We start from the raw sequence: 21,144 nt of genomic DNA on the forward strand, positions 1-21,144 counted from the left end.
ATGAAAGAGAAACTGACTATCATAAAAGTAGGTGGAAAAATTGTAGAGGAAGAGTCTACACTTAATCAGTTGTTGGCTGATTTCTCTGCTATAGAAGGTTATAAGTTGTTGGTACACGGTGGCGGGCGCTCTGCTACCAGACTGGCGGCACAACTAGGGATTGAAAGCAAGATGGTGAATGGCCGCCGCATTACGGATGCAGAAACGCTGAAAGTGGTAACCATGGTATATGGCGGACTGGTGAACAAGAATATTGTAGCCGGTCTTCAGGCAAAAGGTGTGAATGCCATTGGACTGACCGGAGCCGATATGAATGTGATCCGTTCGGTAAAGCGTCCGGTAAAAGATGTGGACTATGGCTTTGTTGGTGATGTGGAGAAAGTAAATGCCGGTTTTCTGGCGACATTGATCCGTCAGGGCATTGTGCCTGTTATGGCTCCATTGACCCATGACGGTAAAGGAAGCATGCTGAATACCAATGCTGATACCATTGCCGGAGAAACCGCCAAAGCATTGGCGTCCTTGTTTGATGTGACATTGGTTTATTGCTTTGAGAAAAAGGGCGTATTGCGTGACGAAAATGATGATGACAGTGTAATTCCTGTCATTACTCCTGAAGAGTTTAAAGAATTTGTAGCGCAAGGCATTATTCAAGGAGGGATGATTCCCAAGCTGGAAAATTCTTTTTCTGCTATTGATGCAGGAGTCAGTCAGGTGGTAATAACCTTAGCATCAGCCATTAATGAAGGAAGTGGAACCGTAATCAAAAAATAATTCAAAAAAAACAGGCGGGTGAGTGTAACTTTAGTGTAACTCACCCGTCATTATTACAGAGCAATGCGAGAGATCAGTTTCCGAAACGATATTCTGCCCCTGAAAGACAAGCTCTACAGGTTGGCGCTTCGTATTACGCTGAATAGTGCTGAAGCGGAGGATGTGGTGCAGGATACGATGATCAGGGTATGGAACAAGCGGGATGAATGGCCGCAGTTTGAATCCATCGAGGCATATTGCCTGACCATTGCTCGTAACTTGGCAATTGACCGCAGCCAGAAGATGGAAGCGCAGAATTTGCAACTGACCTCTGAAGTGCGGGAGATGCCTGATACATTGACGCCTTATGACCGGTTGGCGCAGAACGAACAAATACAGTTGGTTCACCGTCTGGTCAATGAGCTTCCCGAAAGACAGCGTACAACTATGCAGTTGAGGGATGTGGAAGGAAAGAGTTATAAAGAGATTGCAGATATTCTGCAGATTACGGAAGAACAGGTGAAAGTAACCCTTTTCCGTGCCCGGCAGAAGATAAAACAAAGATACACTGAAATAGAGGATTATGGATTATAAATATATTGAACAGCTTTTGGAACGTTATTGGAATTGCGAAACTTCATTGGAAGAAGAGCAAATACTACGTTCATTCTTTCGTCAGAAGGAAGTGCCTGCTCATTTACTCCGTTACAAGCAGTTGTTTGCTTATCAGGATGTGGAGAAGGAGAAAGGTTTGGGCGATGATTTTGATACCAGAATCCTGACCCGGATAGAAAGACCGGTGGTAAAAGCGCAACGTCTGACTATGCGTACGCGCTTTATGCCTCTGTTTAAAGCGGCTGCAATGATTGCCGTGTTGTTTCTTATGGGTACAGTGATGCAACACGCTATGGAAGGCGGTGATAGTGATACGGTATCGGTACACGATGAGTATCAGGATTCTACTACCGATCCCCAAGTGGCATACGAACCTGTATTGCCTACAGATACGGTGACAAAGATTACCGCTGATGATACCGGTACAGGGACAGGGAAAACAAATTAGAACATTTTCATTTGCTTTTATATAAATATGATAGTTAGTGCTTATTAAAACAACTTTTTAATTCGAGGCTGTGAAGTTTCAATTCTCTCAAATTTTAAATTAACTAACTAAATAATTTTAAAAAGGATTACCGCGTGAGCAGTAATCCTTTTTTGCTTGGTAGATAATTTAATGTAAAGAGAGAGTTATGAAATGAGTTATTTGCTCTTAACGCTTCCGATTCCGGATTTTTTTAGTCCGGTAACCCGAGGGTCACCGTAGTAGTTTACACTTCCTACTCCCTGGGCACTGATATTTATCGTCCCGGATGCATAACAAGAAACACTTCCCACACCGTTTTGTTCAACTACAACATCAGAAACAATCATGTCTTTTGCTTTCAGGCTGCCTACTCCTTCCAAATAATATGTCGCATGACCGGCCTGTCCCTTTAAATTGATACTGCCTACTCCTTCTTGGGATACTTTGATGCAACGTGCCATTAATGCATTTGCTTCAATACTCCCCACACCTTCGGCACTGATAGAAAGATCTGTTACTTTCACGCTGTCTTTCAGATAAATACTTCCTACACCTCTTTGCTTGATATTGCATAAAACCGGACTGGTAATTGAGATATTGATTTTTGAACTTTTGAAGTTTTTGAATTTGTCTTTATCCATACTGATACTCAGCGTACTGTCTTTGACCATGACAATGAGTTGGGGGATGTAATTATCCGGACCGTCGGCTTCTACTTTGGTCACATTCCCTTGAGTAAAGACAATGTTGGCAGGTGCTTTGTTCTCTATCTTATTGAAAGGAGTTACGCTATATTTTTTGGTCATTTTACTCTTGCTGGGTTTCGGGCCTGATGATATGTGGAAACAGCCTGTCATCATTGTGATTGTCAGAAAAAGACTGAAAAAATAAATAGTTTTTGTTCTCATGGTAATATATATATTTAATTGGTTTCTGTTAATTAGACGGTGAAGATTCCTGGAAAGTTGCAAATCTCTGCCTTTTTTTATTGGAAAGCTGTATCTTTGTATCCGTATGGCAACTAAAAGAGTACTTCCGGATAAAGATTTTGACCGTATTATAGTGCGTACACACAAGCTGGCGCGTAATGTTACTATGCGGGTAAAGCCCGATGGACTGCATGTTACTGTTCCTCCTTATAGTTTAAGCAGCAAAGTGCTGGAGGTGGTGGAGCAATACAGGCAACGTCTGTTGGAGGACTGGAGGAAAGTGAGCAAGAAACCGATTGATCTAAATTTTCGTATTCACACTCCCTGTTTCCGTTTATGGCTGGAGCAAGGTAACTTTACTTGCTTTTCCGTACGTTTTACCGAGGAGGGAGTCAAGATTATCTGTCCGCGGAATGTGGATTTTTCTTTACCTGAAGTACAAAGGCTGGTACGTAATGCCATCATCCGTGCCATGAAGAAAAATGCACAAGAGTATCTGCCACCTCTTTTATCTGCCTTGTCCGAACAGTATCATTTGCCATTTAAACGTGTGAAGATTACCGGCAGCAGGGGAAGATGGGGAAGTTGTTCGGGGACAGGCAGTATCAATCTTTCCTGTTATTTGATGTTGTTGCCTCCCCATTTGATGGACTATGTACTGTTACACGAATTGTCTCATACCAAGGAAATGAATCACGGTCCTCGTTTTTGGGAATTGCTGGATAGTATGACAGGAGGGAGAGCTCGTGCCTTGCGTGCGGAGTTACGCAGATTTAATACTGATTTTTAGAACCATTAAATAGAATTACAATGAAAAACAGATTTTTAAGCATGCTTATTGGGGCTGTCTTGTTCGTTCTTTCAGCAGCGGCCGAAAATTATCCTTATCGGAGTGATGTGCTTTGGGTAACTGTACCCGATCATGCCGACTGGTTGTACAAGACAGGCGAGAAAGCGAAGATCGAGGTTCAGTTCTATAAATATGGTATTCCGCAAGATGGTGTGGAGGTTTTATATGAGTTGGGAGGCGACATGATGCCTTCGGATACCAAGGGAACTGTAAAACTGAAGAATGGAAAAGCGGTTATTTCTATGGGGACAATGAAAGAGCCCGGTTTTCGTGATTGTCGTCTGACGGCTAAACTAGGAGGTAAAACTTATTCCCACCATATCAAAGTCGGCTTCTCTCCTGAGAAGCTTCAACCCTATACCCAGTTGCCTTCTGATTTTAATGAATTCTGGAATAAGACTAAGGCGGAAGCAGCCCGGTTCCCTCTGACTTATACCAAAGAGTACGTAGAGAAATATTCTACGGACAAAATAGACTGTTACTTGATCAGACTTCAGCTGAATAAGCAGAACCAGTGTATTTATGGTTATCTGTTCTATCCTAAGGCGGAAGGAAAGTATCCGGTAGTACTGTGTCCTCCGGGAGCAGGTATCAAGACGATCAAAGGGCCTATGAGGCATAAATATTATGCGGAAGAAGGCTGTATCCGCTTTGAGATAGAAATCCACGGCTTGAATCCGGAGCTGGATGAGGACACTTTCGGCGAAATAAGCCGCGCTTTCAGTAGTCGGGAAAACGGTTATTTGGTAAACGGCTTGGATAGCCGTGAAAATTATTATATGAAACGGGTTTATCTGGCTTGTGTCCGCAGCATTGATTTGCTGACTTCATTACCTGAATGGGATGGTAAAAATGTTATTGTGCAAGGGGGGAGCCAAGGGGGAGCTTTGGCTTTGATTACGGCAGGACTTGACAAGCGTGTTACGGCATGTGTGGCAAACCATCCCGCTTTAAGTGATATGGCAGGTTACAAAGCCGGTCGTGCCGGGGGATATCCTCATCTTTTTAAGAATACGGTAGATATGGATACACCTGCCAAGATGAAGACCCTTGCATATTATGATGTGGTGAATTTTGCCAAACAGATTACTGTTCCTGTTTATATGACATGGGGATTCAATGACAATACTTGTCCTCCTACTACCAGTTACATTGTCTATAATGTACTGAACTGTCCGAAAGAGGCGTTGATTACTCCAGTCAACGAGCACTGGACTTCTGAAGACACAGAATACGGGCATTTGCTTTGGATAAAGAAACACTTGAAATAAATCGATGGAAATAGATGTTTTTAAGATTATAATTGCTATATTTGTTTAGCATAGTGTAGCAACTATCTGTATTTTGATGTTGAACCCTTAAATCGCAAACAGATATGACCGACCTCACCATTCTAATCGCTGTTATTGCATTGGCATTGTGGCCGCTTGCATTTTTAGTTCTTCGCATCCGTCATGAGCGTAAAAAACGTAGAGACCGTTTGGACCGTATGACAAAGGAAGACTTGGAGGATATCGGTACGGAAGAGCTGGTTATAGCTGTGCTCAAAAAGATAGGCTGTCAGCCGGAAACCAATGAGGAAGGACATATTGTCTTTAAATATCAAGGTGATGATTTTTATATTGCGGTGGAAGATGAGGCCCGGTTCATCATGATATGGAATCCGTGGTGGGCGTCTATCAGTATGGATAATCCGGCTTTACCTTACTTAAAAGAGATTGTCAATCTGGTCAATGTGGATTCGTTGGTGACCACTGTCTTTACGGCGGATGAGGATGAGAAAAACGTGGGGCTTCATTCCAAATGTCATACGGTCTTTACTCCCAAAGAAGGCCAATTGGACGAATATCTGAAAGCTATGCTCGATCATTTCTTTGTTACTCACGATGCTATCAAGCAAAATTTGCAGCAACTGGGTAGTGCCGCTTCGGAAAGTGTTAATAAGGAACGGACAAAGGTGAAAGGATTTGCTGCTTATAAAGAGAACAGTACGCCACTGTCTTCTGTCGAAGAAGAGAAAAAATAAGGAATGTTTTCATTCGTTCCGGCTTTTATGAAAGTTGCTTTGATGTATGGTTCAAAGCAACTTTATTTGTGTTTATACTTATGCTAAATCCTTTTTCTCTTAAGGATTTTTTTTCTTATCTTTAAGTCCTTGCTTCTTGAAATCCTGAAGTTCAACAAGAAGGAAGATAAGATGGAGGGCATGTTTGACAAATGCCTGTTCGTTCTGCGTAATCTATCTTCCCTTCTTGAGCGTCTGTGTGCGTTGCAGAGCCGTGTATTCGATCGTTTTTTCGAGGCTGCCGAGATTGCGAAATTCACCTCTAGGGAGTTTGGTGAACATTGGGAAAATTTGAAGAGCTTCCGTGATTGGTATAGCGTAATGTCTACCCAATTGAAGAAAGGACGTGAGGAGGACCTTAAAGAGGGACTCGAAACAGGTCTTTAGGAAGGATTTGAAACAGGTCGTAAGGAAGAATGCTAAAAATGAAACAGGTCGGTATTGCATTTGATGTAAATTGCCCAAGTTACCGGTTTATCGGCTCAGGAAATAATGTTTCTTTAAGTTCTTTTCTGGAGAAATTGACTTCGTAAAGTGATTAAGTTGGCTTGATGCTTGAAACTTGTTGACCGATTTCCGTTCAAAGAGTTTGTTCAAATTATTTCGGTGAATCTTTTTTAAGGAGAGAATCTCTTTTTTGTGATAGTAATCAATTGATTAACAATTGATTGTTTCCTTCTTTTATATATGCTTATTTGTATATCTCTTACCAAGAGATATACATTTTCTGTGCAAAAATAAGCAAAGTTTTGAGAACTAATACATTTTTGGCAAAAAAAATAGGAATTTATATAAAAAATAAGCTTCCAAGTCCATTTTTATACTCCTTTATCCTATTTGAAATAGGATATAATATGTTGATATATTGTTCATTAGTTACTTTCTATAGATCTCTTGGTAAGAGATCTATAGAAAATGTCGTTTTTAAGTTCCTTTATTATATGATAAAGTATGTCTTTGAAGCGATGAGAATGAATGAAATTAACATAGAGCAGATGGAATATCTATTTCTAAGACGTAAACGAAGTAGCGCCGTTTCCGAGCGGCAGAAGAACTTGCTTTTCAAGGCCGCCCAGCGGCATTGGGAGGAGGAGTTTGTCGGCAAGGAAGCGAATATTCGTAAAGTGGACTGCCGTATATATAAAGCTATATTGTACCAGCTTGAGATACGTCAGATATTCCTTGACACTTCGCTTTCGCTGAAAAAACTGAGCGATTTGCTTGAAACAAACCAGACCTACCTGAGTAATGTAGTAAACAAATACTTTGGCTGTAACTTGAAGGAGCTTGTGAACGGCTATCGTGTGGAATATGCCAAGGAGCTTCTTAGTTTCGGTCGTTGTGCATTGAATGACTTGCCTCGTAGTTGCGGTTTCGCTTCTAAAAGCGCTTTCTATTCAGCTTTCAGTAAGGTTGCGGGTGTGTCACCTTTGTCTTATCAGTCACGGGAAAGGAGGAAACGGGAACTACAGGTAATAAACGAACTAAGATATTAATAATGAGATTAATATGTATAATCAATTTTAGTTTTTTAAATTTATAAATTTAAAGTTTTTCTATTATGAACAAAAAGTTTTTAAGTGCAATCCTGTTCGGAGCCTTGATGGTTTCGTCAACGGGAACATTTGTGTCTTGTAAAGACTATGATGATGACATTGACAACATCAATAAAGAGTTGTCGACTCTTAAAGGAGATCTGAGTGCTTTACAGGCAAAAGTAAATGAAGGCAAATGGATTACAAGTTTGGCTCCAACTACTGGTGGTTTTACCGTAACTTTTTCGGATAACACTTCTTATACCATTACGAATGGTAAAGATGGTGCTGCTGGTGCTGATGCTGTGAAATGGGAGATTGGTACTGACGGTTTCTGGTATAAGAATGATGTAAAGACCGAGTATCAGGCTGTTGGTCAAGCTGGCGAAGCTGGTGTTGCTGGTGTATCTCCTTATATCGGTGAAAACGGTAACTGGTTTGCTTATAACACCGAGACAAAAGAAGTGGAAGATACAGGTATCTCTGCTGCCGGAACCAGTACCTACGTGGTGAAGAATGGTGATAACTATGAATTGCATGTGTATAACCAGACTACCGGGGAATATGAGTCAATCGTTCTTCCTGCTACTGCCGCTGCAGCTGCTTTGAACGTGGTGTTTATGCCGACATATAGTGATATGCAGACTAAAGTAGTTGCTATCAATATTTCTGTTGGTGACGATCTTAACGATAAGAACCATTTGTGGGATAATAATGTTTCATTGACTAACGATATTGTTTTCAACTATCGTGTTTCTCCTGCAAGTATTGATTTGGCAAAAGCAAATATTGGTTTCTTGGTAAATGAAGTACAGTCAAGAGCTGCAGGTTCTATCTTAGATGTTGCTGACAAATCGTTTGCTGATGGTGTTTTGACTGTAAAAGCTAAAGCTGGTGAAGCATTCTCTTTGAAGAATAAGAAATATGCTGTGGCTTTACAGGTTCAGAATGATGCACAGAGCGCAATTTCTACTTACCATTTGCTTACATCTCAAACAATCGATCGTAGAAACTTGACAGTATTCGAAGCTCGTAAGGATGATAATGGAGATGAATCCTATATGAATTGGAGTACCACTATTCCGATGAACCTTTTATATACAGGTGAACTGAATGTTGCTGATACTTTAAGTGTTGGCGACTACACTTCTTATAATTCATACAAAGATTTGAGAAAATACGGTTTTGCTCCTTACTACGAAGTAGCTAAGAAAGCTGGTGAAGACAAAGGCAATTATTTCACTGTAGAAAATGGTGTTATCAAAACGAATGGACAAATTTCTTCTGTAGGTCATAATTGTACTTTCATCGTATCTGTATATGATAAGAAAGACGGATATAAATTGGCTGAAAAAGAATTGACTGTATCGTCAGTTGAGAAGATTGCTACTACTAAGACTTATACCAAATCTGAAACTCATGAATTAACTCTTGAATCAAAAGATTATAGATTCAAGTTTGATATGAATGATGTATATAATACATTGGGCATGTCTTCTCAAACATTCTGGAGTGCAGGATATACTCGTGAATATTATATTTGGGATGCAGAAAGAAGTGAATATGTACAAACAATCAGTAGTAATGGTGTTATTTCTGCTGGCACAGCATATGAAAACAATGAAAACTTCTTGTATGTAGATGTTAAGAATATCTTGACTAAGGAGCAGCTTGGCAAGTACAAAGTAGTATTTAAGATTGGTAATACAGGTGCAGAAGTTGTTTATGAGGTTAAGGTAGTATATCCTGAAGTAACTTTGGTTAAAGACAATGATTACTGGAAAGACGGTTATATGATTAATGCCGGTAAACTTGTAGGTTCTAATTATGTCATGTCTGGTGACTTACGTCGCGGATATAAGAATAAAGACCTTGATTTGGTATTTGAAACAGTAGCTGGTGAAACTCGTACAGATTTTGATTTGACTAACAATATCCTGACCTATACAGGATCTTGCAATGATAAAGAAGGTAACCGTATCAACATTTCTAAGATCGATCCGGTTGATGTAATGGTATTTGTTCTGATTAATGGCCAGAAGATTGACAATGGTACTAAGATCCAGGTTAAGTTTGCTGACCCGTTGAAGAATATCACTTTGAAGAAAGATGCCAAGTTTGAAACTACAGACAAGAAGAATCCTGCCGATAAATTGCAGTTGAATTCTGCAATCAACTTGGTAAGCATTGCTGGTGAAAAAGTAATTGAAAACGGTACGATGGATGCTACTATTGCCGGTTACTATAATGCTCAGGCAGCTAAGTTCGAAGTATCGGAAGAGGATGCTGCTAAGGGAGCTAGTGTAAATGCTACAACGGGTGAATTTACATGGCAGAATGATGGTGTAGCTTTGACAGCCAACAAGACTATCAATGTGAAAGTTACGGTTACATACACTTGGGGTGTTGCGGTTGGTACAATTCCTGTAACTGTAAAATCTAACCTCTAATCTGAATTTAGATGATTAAAAAATAATCATACTATAAAGTAAAAGTCCGCTTCTCCTTCGTGAGAAGCAACTTCTACCCAAAGTAGAAATTATAAATTCTTTCAAGCGGGGAAAGCATACGTATCCGGCAACGGGCGTTTCTTTCCCCGCTTTTTTTTAAAGGAAATGACTCTGAAGAATAGTTTGTTTCTTTCCCGCTTAGAGTCTGTTCATTGAATTTGTAATCAATAAATTGTATATACCATGAATAAAATAGAAGAGATAAAGAAAAAAATCAGGGATTTGAAGTTAAAGCAGAAGATGACAACTGGGCGTTTGGAATGGAACGATATACAGAGAGAAATAGACATTTTGAATAATGAGTTAAAGCAACTAGAAACAGACAAACCACAATATGGAAAATAGATTATACTTGTACAACTTAGGTATAAAGACATTTGGCGGCTTTGCAACACTGGGTGGGGTTATACAGGCTTTGCAACTATTTACGCAGCCTGATCTTGATATTAAATCAATTTTGCTTTCGTTTCCTGCGTGGGTAGTATATGTATTTGTATGCCTGACTATTATTTTTGCTATGTTGAGGGAACGGTACAAATCGATGAGTCAAAGGGTGGAAGTATTGAATGTTAAATTGAACGAGCAAGATGCAATGATTCGTTCATTGCAGGAAATGATGAAAATTGTGCCATTCAAAGGACGCTTTTTCTTGACCACAGAGTATTTATACAATGAATTGGGGGAATATATACAGAATAACATTGATATTGATTCAATAGAGATAAAGAATACAATAGAAAAAAGAGGTATGGGAAACAAGAGAGATTCCTTTGTCCGATTAAATATAAGAGGTGTTGTTTCGCATAAAATCAGTACATTCCAACTGCTGGTGGCAGGTGATACCATTGTTAACTTTGAAGATATAAACATACAAGCGTTCGAGCGTGTTGGTGGGAAGCAGAAAAAATTATGTGCAAGAATTGCTGATAACGGACAGGATTCTTTGTTGAAGCAGGTTGTTGTTTCTTATGGCAAAGTAAAAAGTCCCGGTAGTATTGTTGATTTGATGATTGAATGGTGCTGGCCTAATATGTTGAATATTACAGATTGCGACTATACTACATTGCCTAATTTTTTGGCAGGTACGGTGAAACATCTGAAAATGTCTTTGGAATGTAAAGAAGATATAGGTTTTAAATCGGCAAGTATATATAAATATAAAGTCGGTATGGATAAGGCCCAGTTGATTTTGGACGTTGATATGTCCGAAATCACAGATACGATATCTTATGAAGAAGATAATCCGTTAATGAATTCTACTTATATATTGTATTACGAAGTTGCCAGATGATTGGAAATCTGAAAAAATATATAGATAAGGCATCTTTTATGGAACATATAGATGCCAAGCTGCGGCAGAATGAACCTATGATTATAGATTCATTCGTCAGTAATAAATGTAATCTGAAATGTAGGCATTGTTATTTTGGAGATGCCCGGCCCATATCAGAGTCGGTTTCTTTGGCAAGATGGAGAAGTTTTCTTGATGAAGCTATTGGAATGGGTATGAAACATTTTCATTTTTCGGGTAAAGAATCTTTTTTGGATAATAGAATCTTTGATATCCTGAATCTTTTAGCGGAATATAAGGAAGATAGGAGAATATTTTATGGAGTTGTTTCAAATGGAATGAGTATGGATATTCAGGGGTATGACGAAGTTCTTGCAACCAACATCTCATACCTTGAAATTAGTCTTGAGGGCTCTGGAAAATACAATGATTTGATAAGGGGTGAGAATGGATACAATACGGTTTATGAGTTGATTGAAAATGTGGAGCATCGAGATAAAATAAACATTACTTCTACTATTTTTGATGATAATGGAGCTGATTTATTATCCATGTTGCTTGCATATTGGAAATTAGGAGTTGATAAATTTAATTTTGCTCCTATCATGTATTATTCACCATTTGAAATGAAACCATTGAAAAGTTTGTCGTGTGAATCCTTGCTTGGTTTTGTTTCACTCTGTCTTGATTTTATGAATAATGATAACAGTCCGGATGCTATTGATATAAGGATTTGTATGACGAAAGCAATGGCGTATGAACTGTTTCTGAAAGAAAATATATTAACCGGAAAAATAGAGGAATATATATACAGAGGCAATAAAATGAAATATCAGAGGGGAAATAAGGTGTTGGAGTTTAGTTATCCTTTACTCAGCATTCCATTCCTTAATGAATTGGTCGTTACTCATGATGGTTACATTATATCCTGTGCAGATGATATTCATTATAAGTATCTTGATAAGATCGCTTTACCGAACGTGAATATAGTAAAAAACAGTTTTGCAGAAATATTGCAAGCGAGAAACGAATTTATTTTGTGTTATTTAGACAAAGAATTATCTTAATATACTAAATGTTTATAATTATGAAGACACAAGAAATTGTAGATGTTTGGGTGGGTGAAAGCACTCAGCCGGATTACGGTTATGAATTGAGTGATAGGTGTATAATAACGAAAAGTTCAAATGCTGTCGCTAGCGGAGCAGGAAGCAAAGGCTTGTTTTCGTATAAAAGTACTAAACTGAAAAGTGCTGAATGTAAAATCAATCAGAGTTTACGGGATGTTGATAATGGAGCAGGAAGCAAAGGTTTGTTTAGTGTGAATGTTGATTAGTAAGCATGGCTTTGTAGAGAAGTTTGTTTGTTCTTTTTAACCTCTGAACGTGAAGCTAAAATGTTTGACCTCTTTTGCATGTGGCAACAATAAATTGACATAAAGCAAGTAATCATTCCTTTTCTTATAAAAGTGTGCTAAAAACACTTATATCTGAAAACATAACAATTATTTTTGTACGTTTTTTAATTAATGGATTGTTTTTATTCAGGTATGAAGAAGAGTTTGACGGCTTTGGCGTTCGGCACATTGGGATTGGGCATTGCCGAGTTTGTAATGATGGGCATTTTGCCCGATGTAGCGAAGGACTTGCATATAAGTATTCCGCAAGTAGGACATTTTATTTCGGCTTATGCACTAGGTGTGTGCGTAGGAGCACCGGGGATGGTTTTGGTGGCTCGTACCCGTCCGCTGAAACATATTCTGTTAGGTTTGATGGTTATTTATATTTGTGGTAATTTGTGTGCTGCCGCTTCAGTGAATTATTGGATGATGTTGATGATGCGTTTTATTTCCGGATTGCCTCATGGCGCCTTCTTTGGGGTTGGTTCCATTGTGGCGGAAAGAGTGGCTGATAAAGGAAAAAGTTCGCAGGCAGTGGCATTGATGGTGTCGGGTATGACGATTGCCAATCTTTTTGGTGTACCTTTGGGTACGTTCATGAGTAATATAATGTCTTGGCGTATTCCTTTTCTCTTTAATGGAGTATGGGGACTGATTACTTTGTTCTATATTTGGAAATGGGTTCCTTCACTGCCTGCTTTGCCAGATACAGGTTTGAAAGGACAGTTCCGTTTTTTGAAGAATCTGGCTCCATGGTTGTTGATATTTACGACCATGTTCGGAAACGGAGGCATCTTTTGTTGGTATAGTTATGTTACTCCTTTGATGACACATGTGGCAGGTTTCAGTGAGAACAGCATGACTTTTATTATGGTGCTGGCAGGTCTTAGCATGACTGTAGGAAACTTGATGGGTGGAAAGTTTTCTGATCAGTATGGGGCTGCCCGTGTGGTAAAATATACACAGGTTATTATGGCTTCCGGTTTGCTTGCCATTTTCTTTGCGGCTTCTGTTTCTTGGTTGGCAGTAATATTGATGTGTATATGTACGGCAGGATTATTTGCTGTTTCGGCTCCACAACAATTATTGTTACTCCGGAATTCACGCGGAGGAGAAATGATGGGAGCGGCCTGTGTGCAAGTCGCTTTTAATTTGGGCAATGCCATTGGTGCTTATGCCGGTGGGCTACCCATAGATGCCGGATTGGGTTATCGGTATCCGGCTTTGGTGGGTGTCTTTATCGTATTGATCGGCTTTGTCGCTGTTTCCCTTTATTCCAAAAGGGAATCGGCTTCTCTTTCCAAGATATAAATTACATCTCCACTCTTTTTAACCTCTACCCGGCTACCTTCCGGATTCAGGTTGAAAGGTGTGGTCTTGTCTGTTTTGTTATCTACGACCATCAGTACATTATCTTCGGCAAAGCGTTTTATCTCCACTTTCAGGTTGGCGTCGGGCATGGTTTGGTCCAGTAGCAGACTGTCATTTAGATATACCGCTATACTGTCTCCGGCAAAACTGTTAGTCAGTTCTATGTTGTAGACTCCTTCATAAGTCTGTACTTTGTCAGCCTTGCGTTGGAAACGGAAGGACATATACAAAAAAATGATAATAACGGCAAAGACTCCAAAAGCCAGCATACCGTTACCTATCATGAACTGCTTGTTCGTATTTAAACTGTTTTTATCCATAGTGTTATAAGTTTCTGCAAAACTACAATTTTTTAATAGAATATTTTGTAGCACTGGTAGATAATTTGTATCTTTGCACCGAAATGGATGAATGGTGGGGCTTGATTAAGCCCTTTTTTTGTTCTTAATAGTGAATAAATGATAGATAAAAATGTAGTAACCCGGATTGTTGACGAGTGGCTGGAAGGTAAAGATTACTTTTTGGTAGATGTCACGGTGAGCCCGGATGACAAAATTGTGGTAGAAATTGACCATGCCGAGGGAGTATGGATTGACGATTGTGTAGAACTTAGCCGCTATATTGAGTCTAAACTGGACCGTGAAGAAGAGGATTATGAACTGGAAGTGGGTTCGGCCGGTATAGGACAACCTTTCAAGGTATTGCAACAGTACTTGATACACATTGGTAAGGAGGTGGAAATCCTGACTAAAGAGGGAAAGAAGCTGGAAGGTGTATTGAAGGATGCAAATGAAGAGAACTTTACCGTAACCATTGAAAAGAAAGTGAAACCGGAAGGAGCCAAACGCCCCAAACTGGTAGAGGAGGATATTACTTTTGCATATGATGAGATAAAATACACTAAATACTTAATTAGTTTTAAATAATTATGGCCAAAAAAGAAGAAACAATCAGCTTGATTGATACATTTTCGGAATTTAAGGAATTAAAGAATATTGATAGAACAACTATGGTGAGTGTACTCGAAGAGTCTTTCCGTAGTGTGATCGCGAAAATGTTTGGCACTGATGAAAATTACGACGTTATTGTGAACCCTGACAAGGGAGATTTTGAAATATGGCGTAACCGTGAAGTTGTAGCAGATGAGGATTTGACGAATCCCAATATGCAGATCTCATTGACCGAGGCACAGAAAATTGATGCGTCTTATGAGGTGGGTGAGGAAGTGACCGATGAAGTAATCTTTGCCAAGTTTGGTCGCCGTGCCATTCTGAACTTGCGTCAGACACTGGCATCGAAGATTTTAGAACTGGAGAAAGATAGCTTGTATAATAAATATATTGATAGGGTGGGTACTGTAATCAGTGCGGAAGTCTATCAGATATGGAAGAAAGAAATGTTGTTGCTGGATGATGAAGGCAACGAACTGCTTTTGCCCAAGACTGAACAGATTCCGAGTGACTTCTACCGTAAAGGCGAAACTGCCCGTGCCGTAGTGGCCCGTGTAGATAATAAAAATAATAATCCGAAGATTATTCTGAGCCGTACTTCACCTGTGTTCTTGCAACGCCTGTTTGAAATGGAAGTACCCGAAATCAATGACGGGTTGATCACTATCAAGAAGATTGCGCGCATTCCCGGAGAACGTGCTAAGATAGCAGTTGAGTCGTATGACGACCGTATAGACCCGGTAGGTGCCTGCGTAGGTGTAAAAGGATCACGTATCCACGGTATTGTGCGTGAGTTGCGTAATGAAAATATCGACGTGATCAACTATACTTCTAACATTCAGTTGTTCATTCAGCGTGCGTTGAGTCCGGCTAAGATTTCTTCTATTGTGTTGCACGAAGAAGAGAAAAAAGCAGAAGTATATCTGAAACCGGAAGAAGTGTCTTTGGCAATCGGTAAGGGGGGAATGAATATCAAACTCGCCAGTATGCTTACCGAATATACGATTGATGTGTACCGCGAATTGGATGAGAGCGCGATGGATGAGGATATCTACCTTGATGAATTCAAGGATGAAATTGATGAGTGGGTTATCACAGCCATCAAGAATATTGGATTGGATACAGCCAAGGCTGTATTGAATGCTCCGCGCGAGATGTTGATAGAAAAAGCGGACCTGGAAGAAAACACGGTTGATGACGTGTTGAGAGTTTTAAGAGCTGAATTTGAAGAGTAACTCTTCAGTCCCGGCTCGTAGTTAATAATTAAAAAACGAGTATGACGATTAGACTGAACAAAGTAACAAGAGATTTAAATGTAGGAATAACGACGGTAGTTGAATTCTTGCAGAAGAAGGGCTATACCATTGAGGCTAGTCCTAATGCGAAAATTACCGAAGAACAATATGCTGTACTTGTGAAAGAGTTCAGCACAGATAAAAATTTAAAAATAGAGTCTGAAAAATTTAGTCAGGAAAGACAGAACAAGGACCGCAACAAAGCTTCTATCTCTATCGAAGGTTTTGAATCTAAGAAAGAGAAAGAAGAGGTGGTGAAAACTGTTATTCCTGAAGAGGCACGCCCCAAACTGAAGCAAGTGGGTAAAATAGATCTGGACAATTTGAACAAGAAAACTGCGCCAAAGGTTGTAGAACCAGTTGCGAAAGTTATTGAACAAACTCCGAAAGCAGAACCCGTGGTGGAAAAGGTGGTTGAGAGAAAGGAAACTCCCCAACCCGAGAAGGAAACGCCGAAGCCTGTGGTGGTAGAGGAAAAGAAACCGGAACCTGCTCCTCAACCTGCTCCTGCTCCAGTTCTGGAAGAGAAGAAAGAGCCTAAAATTGAAAAGACGGAAGAAAAGACACCCCAGGTGAAAGAGATGGAAAAAGAAACACCCGAAGCAGCACCCGTTCAGGAAAAAGAAGAAGACGATGTATTTAAAATTCGTCCTACTGAATTTAAATCGAAAATTAATGTAGTAGGTCAGATTGATCTGGCTGCATTGAATCAGTCTACCCGTCCGAAAAAGAAATCGAAGGAAGAAAAACGGAAAGAGAGAGAAGAGAAAGATAAGCAGCGTCAGGAACAGCGTAAACTGATGAAGGATGCTATTATCAAAGAAATCCGTAAGGGAGACGATAAGATTTCTAAAAACTCGGTTAACGATGATGCCGCAAAGAAGAAAAAACGCAATAGAATAAATAAGGAACGTGTGGATATAAATGCTGCCGGTACAACAAATGCTGGAGGAGCATCTAATAATAACCAACGTAACGATAACGCTAACAGACCGAATAGGAACAATAACTCCAAACCTAATGGCAATAACAATCAGGGTGGAGGCAAATTTAATAAAGACCGTTTCAAGAAACCTGTTGTAAAAGCGGAAGTTAGTGATGAAGATGTGGCAAAGCAGGTTAAGGAAACATTGGCACGTCTGACTAACAAGACTAAGAACAAGGCTGCCAAGTATCGTAAGGAGAAACGTGAAAATGTTCAGAACCGCCTGATGGAACAGGAGGAGATGGAACAGGAAGATAGCAAAATATTGAAACTGACCGAGTTCGTTACTGCGAACGAATTGGCAAGTATGATGGATATTCCTGTTACTCAGGTTATCGCTACTTGTATGAGTATCGGTATCATGGTCTCTATCAATCAGCGTCTGGATGCCGAGACAATCAACCTGGTAGCGGAAGAATTCGGATACAAGACAGAATATGTAAGTGCTGAGGTAGCACAGGCTATTACAGAAGAGGAAGATAACGAAGAAGATTTGCAGCCGCGTGCTCCGATTGTGACAGTAATGGGACATGTTGACCATGGTAAGACTTCATTACTGGACTATATTCGTAAAGCAAATGTAATTGCCGGTGAGGCAGGTGGTATCACCCAGCATATCGGTGCTTACAATGTGAAATTGGAAGACGGACGTCATATTACATTCTTGGATACTCCGGGTCACGAGGCATTTACCGCCATGCGTGCCCGTGGTGCGAAAGTGACGGATATTGCTATTATTATTGTAGCTGCCGATGATAATGTGATGCCGCAGACCAAAGAGGCGATTAATCATGCTATGGCTGCCGGTGTGCCTATCGTATTTGCTATTAATAAGGTGGATAAGCCGCACGCCAATCCGGATAAGATTAAGGAAGAACTGGCTGCCATGAACTTCCTGGTGGAAGAGTGGGGTGGTAAGTATCAGTCGCAAGATATTTCGGCAAAGAAAGGTACAGGTGTACACGATTTGTTGGAAAAAGTATTGCTGGAAGCTGAAATGTTGGATTTGAAGGCTAATCCCGACCGCAAGGCAACCGGTTCTATCATTGAATCGTCGTTGGACAAGGGACGCGGTTATGTGGCTACTATGTTGGTGGCAAACGGTACGCTGAAAATGGGGGATATAGTCTTGGCTGGTACTAGTTATGGTAAGGTGAAAGCCATGTTTAATGAACGTAACCAGCGCATCAAGGAGGCCGGTCCTTCCGAACCGGTATTGATTCTGGGACTGAACGGTGCTCCTGCGGCAGGTGATACTTTCCATGTGATTGATACGGAACAAGAGGCTCGTGACATTGCCAACAAGCGTGAACAGTTGCAGCGTGAGCAGGGCTTGCGTACTCAGAAACTGCTGACATTGGATGAAGTGGGCCGTCGTTTGGCTTTGGGTGATTTCCATGAGCTGAATGTGATTGTTAAAGGTGACGTGGACGGTTCTGTCGAAGCGTTGAGCGACTCATTGATAAAACTGTCTACAGAACAGGTACAGGTTAATGTGATCCACAAAGGTGTCGGTCAGATTTCCGAGTCGGATGTGACTTTGGCTGCTGCATCAGATGCGATTATTGTAGGTTTCCAGGTTCGTCCTTCAAGTTCTGCCGGCAAACTGGCTGAGCAGGAGGGTGTGGATATCCGCAAATATTCTGTTATCTATGATGCGATTGAAGAAGTGAAGGCTGCTATGGAAGGTATGCTGGCACCTACTTTGAAGGAACAGATTACTGCAACCATCGAAGTGCGTGAAGTCTTCAATATTACCAAGGTCGGTTTGGTTGCCGGTGCTATGGTGAAGACAGGTAAGGTGAAACGTTCTGATAAGGCACGCTTGATTCGTGATGGTATTGTAGTCTTTACCGGTGCTATCAATGCTTTGAAGCGTTTCAAGGATGATGTGAAAGAAGTAGGTACTAACTTTGAATGTGGTATCAGTCTGACAAACTGTAACGATATCAAGGTCGGTGATATTATTGAAGCTTACGAAGAAGTAGAGGTTAAACAGACTTTGTAATACACTGAAGTCTGAGAATATAGATGGTAATGTCATCCTGAGCATAGCGAAGGATCTGGCACCTCGCCCAGCGCGTGGGCTGGCAGATTCTTCGCTTTGTTCAGAATGGCATTACTGCTTTTTGTAATAACGATAAAGATGGCGACAATAGATATTATTATATTGGCTATGATTGGTGTGGGTGTCATTATGGGATTAATAAAAGGATTTGTGAAGCAGATGGCGTCTATTGTAGGGTTGATAGCCGGATTGCTGATGGCTCGTGCCTTGTTTGGCATTGTTGCCGAAAGGTTGGCGCCGGTTCTAGGTACTTCGACGACTGTAGCACAGGTCTTGGCTTTTATATTGATCTGGATAGCTGTACCTTTAGGTTTTGCGTTCGTCGCCTCTTTGTTGACAAAAGCATTGGATGCTGTGCACCTGGGATGGCTGAACCGTTGGTTAGGCAGCGGATTGGGAGCATTGAAGTATATGATACTGATAGGGTTAGCTATTCATGTGATAGAATATATAGATCCGAACAATGAGATGATCAGTGCAACAAAAAAGAAGGAATCAGTGTTATATTATTCTATGAGGGACTTGTCCGGTATCTTTTTTCCGGTATTTAAGAATGTAACAGAACAATTAATAGAAATATAAGATAGATATGCAAGAAGAACCCAATAAATATGTGAAAGAGCTGACGCAGGAGAAGTACAAATATGGCTTCACCACAGAAGTTCACACAGATATTATAGAAAGGGGATTGAATGAGGATGTTATCCGCTTGATTTCTGCAAAGAAGAACGAGCCGGAGTGGTTGCTGGAGTTTCGCCTGAAAGCATACCGCTACTGGTTGACCATGGAGATGCCTGCATGGGCACACCTCACTATCCCTGAAATAGATTATCAGGCTATATCCTATTATGCGGACCCTACAAAGAAAAAAGAAGGACCGAAAAGTATGGATGAGGTAGATCCTGAGTTGATTAAAACTTTCAATAAATTAGGTATTCCTTTGGAGGAGCAAATGGCGTTGAGCGGTATGGCAGTAGATGCTGTCATGGACTCTGTATCCGTCAAGACTACATTTAAAGAAACCTTGTTGGAAAAAGGGATTATTTTTTGTTCGTTCAGTGAAGCGGTGCGTGAGCATCCCGATTTGGTGAAGAAATATCTGGGTTCGGTGGTCGGGCCGCGGGATAATTTCTTTGCAGCCTTGAACTCGGCAGTATTCAGTGACGGATCGTTTGTATATATTCCGAAAGGAGTGCGTTGTCCTATGGAACTCTCCACTTATTTCCGTATCAATGCAGCCAATACCGGTCAGTTTGAGCGTACACTGATTGTTGCGGATGATGATAGTTATGTTTCTTATCTGGAAGGATGTACGGCCCCTATGCGGGATGAGAACCAATTACATGCGGCCATAGTGGAGATTGTGGTGCACGACCGTGCGGAAGTGAAATATTCTACCGTACAGAACTGGTATCCGGGAGATGCCGAAGGCAAAGGAGGAGTATATAACTTTGTGACAAAACGCGGTCATTGCAAAGGAGTGGATAGCAAATTGAGCTGGACACAGGTGGAAACCGGATCGGCCATTACTTGGAAATATCCCAGTTGTATCCTGAGTGGAGATAATTCTACTGCTGAATTCTATTCGGTGGCAGTAACGAATAACTATCAGCAGGCTGATACGGGGACTAAAATGATTCATTTAGGCAGAAATACCCGTAGTACCATTGTTAGTAAAGGAATCAGTGCCGGAAAGAGCCAGAACTCTTATCGTGGTCTGGTACGTGTGGCTCAGAAAGCAGACAATGCCCGTAATTACAGTCAGTGTGACTCTTTGTTGCTGGGGAGCCAGTGTGGTGCTCATACATTCCCATATATGGATATTCATAACGAGACAGCTGTGGTGGAACATGAGGCGACAACCAGCAAGATCAGCGAAGACCAGTTGTTTTATTGCAATCAGCGCGGTATTCCTACGGAAGACGCTATTGGGTTGATTGTCAATGGATATGCAAAAGAAGTACTGAATAAACTTCCAATGGAGTTTGCGGTGGAGGCACAGAAGCTGCTGGCTATTTCTCTAGAGGGAAGTGTAGGATAAATGAAGAACTAAGAATTT

Annotated in this window: 21 protein-coding genes; 19 read left to right on the plus strand and 2 right to left on the minus strand. The window is 40.6% G+C overall.

Annotated features, from left to right (window positions below):
- From argB to AB5062_RS03445, 3 genes are all read left to right on the plus strand, one after another.
- Nucleotides 1–774 carry an acetylglutamate kinase gene (gene argB, locus AB5062_RS03435; RefSeq protein ID WP_005849685.1) on the plus strand — a complete coding sequence of 258 codons (774 nt, stop codon included), beginning with the start codon at nt 1–3 and terminating at the stop codon, nt 772–774.
- Nucleotides 775–837: 63 nt separating this feature from the next.
- Entirely contained in the window at nt 838–1,347 is a 510-nt protein-coding gene (locus tag AB5062_RS03440; RefSeq protein WP_005838819.1) for an RNA polymerase sigma factor, read from the plus strand.
- Nucleotides 1,337–1,816 (plus strand): hypothetical protein, encoded by a 480-nt coding sequence (locus tag AB5062_RS03445; RefSeq protein ID WP_005849684.1) that lies wholly within the window; start codon nt 1,337–1,339, stop codon nt 1,814–1,816. The genes AB5062_RS03440 and AB5062_RS03445 overlap by 11 nt, the downstream gene beginning before the upstream one ends.
- A gap of 197 nt (nt 1,817–2,013) precedes the next feature.
- On the opposite strand, the gene AB5062_RS03450 is transcribed toward AB5062_RS03445, so the two are convergent.
- Nucleotides 2,014–2,745 carry a head GIN domain-containing protein gene (locus AB5062_RS03450; RefSeq protein ID WP_011965144.1) on the minus strand — a complete coding sequence of 244 codons (732 nt, stop codon included), beginning with the start codon at nt 2,743–2,745 and terminating at the stop codon, nt 2,014–2,016.
- Between the two features lie 106 nt (nt 2,746–2,851).
- Between AB5062_RS03450 and AB5062_RS03455 the strand changes: the two genes are divergently transcribed.
- From AB5062_RS03455 to araJ, 11 genes are all read left to right on the plus strand, one after another.
- Nucleotides 2,852–3,556 (plus strand): M48 family metallopeptidase, encoded by a 705-nt coding sequence (locus tag AB5062_RS03455; RefSeq protein WP_011965145.1) that lies wholly within the window; start codon nt 2,852–2,854, stop codon nt 3,554–3,556.
- Nucleotides 3,557–3,576: 20 nt separating this feature from the next.
- A complete protein-coding gene (locus AB5062_RS03460) occupies nt 3,577–4,887 on the plus strand; it encodes an acetylxylan esterase (RefSeq protein WP_005849681.1) in 1,311 nt (436 codons plus the stop codon).
- Between the two features lie 104 nt (nt 4,888–4,991).
- Nucleotides 4,992–5,642: a YbjN domain-containing protein gene (locus tag AB5062_RS03465; protein ID WP_032944181.1), complete on the plus strand. Its 651-nt coding sequence runs from the start codon at nt 4,992–4,994 to the stop codon at nt 5,640–5,642.
- A 171-nt stretch (nt 5,643–5,813) separates the two neighbouring features.
- Nucleotides 5,814–6,068: a hypothetical protein gene (locus AB5062_RS03470; protein WP_011965148.1), complete on the plus strand. Its 255-nt coding sequence runs from the start codon at nt 5,814–5,816 to the stop codon at nt 6,066–6,068.
- Between the two features lie 608 nt (nt 6,069–6,676).
- Complete coding sequence (locus AB5062_RS03475) at nt 6,677–7,177, plus strand: AraC family transcriptional regulator (protein WP_032934128.1); 501 nt, start codon at nt 6,677–6,679, stop codon at nt 7,175–7,177.
- 65 nt (nt 7,178–7,242) lie between these two features.
- On the plus strand, nt 7,243–9,666 hold the full coding sequence (locus tag AB5062_RS03480) for a PL29 family lyase N-terminal domain-containing protein (protein WP_368326836.1): 2,424 nt from the start codon (nt 7,243–7,245) through the stop codon (nt 9,664–9,666).
- Nucleotides 9,667–9,909: 243 nt separating this feature from the next.
- Nucleotides 9,910–10,071 carry a hypothetical protein gene (locus AB5062_RS03485; protein ID WP_005849674.1) on the plus strand — a complete coding sequence of 54 codons (162 nt, stop codon included), beginning with the start codon at nt 9,910–9,912 and terminating at the stop codon, nt 10,069–10,071.
- A complete protein-coding gene (locus AB5062_RS03490; RefSeq protein ID WP_005838840.1) occupies nt 10,061–11,017 on the plus strand; it encodes a hypothetical protein in 957 nt (318 codons plus the stop codon). Before AB5062_RS03485 ends, AB5062_RS03490 begins: the two co-directional genes overlap by 11 nt.
- A complete protein-coding gene (locus tag AB5062_RS03495) occupies nt 11,014–12,084 on the plus strand; it encodes a radical SAM protein (RefSeq protein ID WP_007854970.1) in 1,071 nt (356 codons plus the stop codon). The genes AB5062_RS03490 and AB5062_RS03495 overlap by 4 nt, the downstream gene beginning before the upstream one ends.
- Before the next feature lie 20 nt (nt 12,085–12,104).
- Nucleotides 12,105–12,353: a hypothetical protein gene (locus AB5062_RS03500; RefSeq protein ID WP_032952220.1), complete on the plus strand. Its 249-nt coding sequence runs from the start codon at nt 12,105–12,107 to the stop codon at nt 12,351–12,353.
- A 213-nt stretch (nt 12,354–12,566) separates the two neighbouring features.
- Nucleotides 12,567–13,727 (plus strand): MFS transporter AraJ, encoded by a 1,161-nt coding sequence (gene araJ, locus AB5062_RS03505; RefSeq protein ID WP_032952221.1) that lies wholly within the window; start codon nt 12,567–12,569, stop codon nt 13,725–13,727.
- On the opposite strand, the gene AB5062_RS03510 is transcribed toward araJ, so the two are convergent.
- A complete protein-coding gene (locus AB5062_RS03510; protein WP_005838848.1) occupies nt 13,688–14,107 on the minus strand; it encodes a hypothetical protein in 420 nt (139 codons plus the stop codon). The genes araJ and AB5062_RS03510 overlap by 40 nt on opposite strands.
- Before the next feature lie 138 nt (nt 14,108–14,245).
- Between AB5062_RS03510 and rimP the strand changes: the two genes are divergently transcribed.
- The 5 genes from rimP (at nt 14,246) to sufB (ending at nt 21,126) form a co-directional block, all read left to right on the plus strand.
- Nucleotides 14,246–14,713 carry a ribosome assembly cofactor RimP gene (gene rimP, locus AB5062_RS03515; RefSeq protein WP_005838850.1) on the plus strand — a complete coding sequence of 156 codons (468 nt, stop codon included), beginning with the start codon at nt 14,246–14,248 and terminating at the stop codon, nt 14,711–14,713.
- 2 nt (nt 14,714–14,715) lie between these two features.
- Entirely contained in the window at nt 14,716–15,972 is a 1,257-nt protein-coding gene (gene nusA / locus AB5062_RS03520) for a transcription termination factor NusA (RefSeq protein ID WP_005838852.1), read from the plus strand.
- Nucleotides 15,973–16,013: 41 nt separating this feature from the next.
- Nucleotides 16,014–19,025: a translation initiation factor IF-2 gene (gene infB, locus AB5062_RS03525; RefSeq protein ID WP_005838853.1), complete on the plus strand. Its 3,012-nt coding sequence runs from the start codon at nt 16,014–16,016 to the stop codon at nt 19,023–19,025.
- Nucleotides 19,026–19,163: 138 nt separating this feature from the next.
- Entirely contained in the window at nt 19,164–19,667 is a 504-nt protein-coding gene (locus AB5062_RS03530; RefSeq protein ID WP_005849667.1) for a CvpA family protein, read from the plus strand.
- A 7-nt stretch (nt 19,668–19,674) separates the two neighbouring features.
- Nucleotides 19,675–21,126, plus strand: a complete 1,452-nt coding sequence (gene sufB / locus AB5062_RS03535) for a Fe-S cluster assembly protein SufB (RefSeq protein WP_005838858.1) — start codon at nt 19,675–19,677, stop codon at nt 21,124–21,126.
- The last annotated feature ends 18 nt before the right edge of the window (nt 21,127–21,144 follow it).

Source organism: Phocaeicola sp. RTP21359st1_B8_RTP21360_211022 (genome assembly GCF_040911965.1).
Taxonomy (GTDB): Bacteria; Bacteroidota; Bacteroidia; order Bacteroidales; family Bacteroidaceae; genus Phocaeicola; species Phocaeicola vulgatus.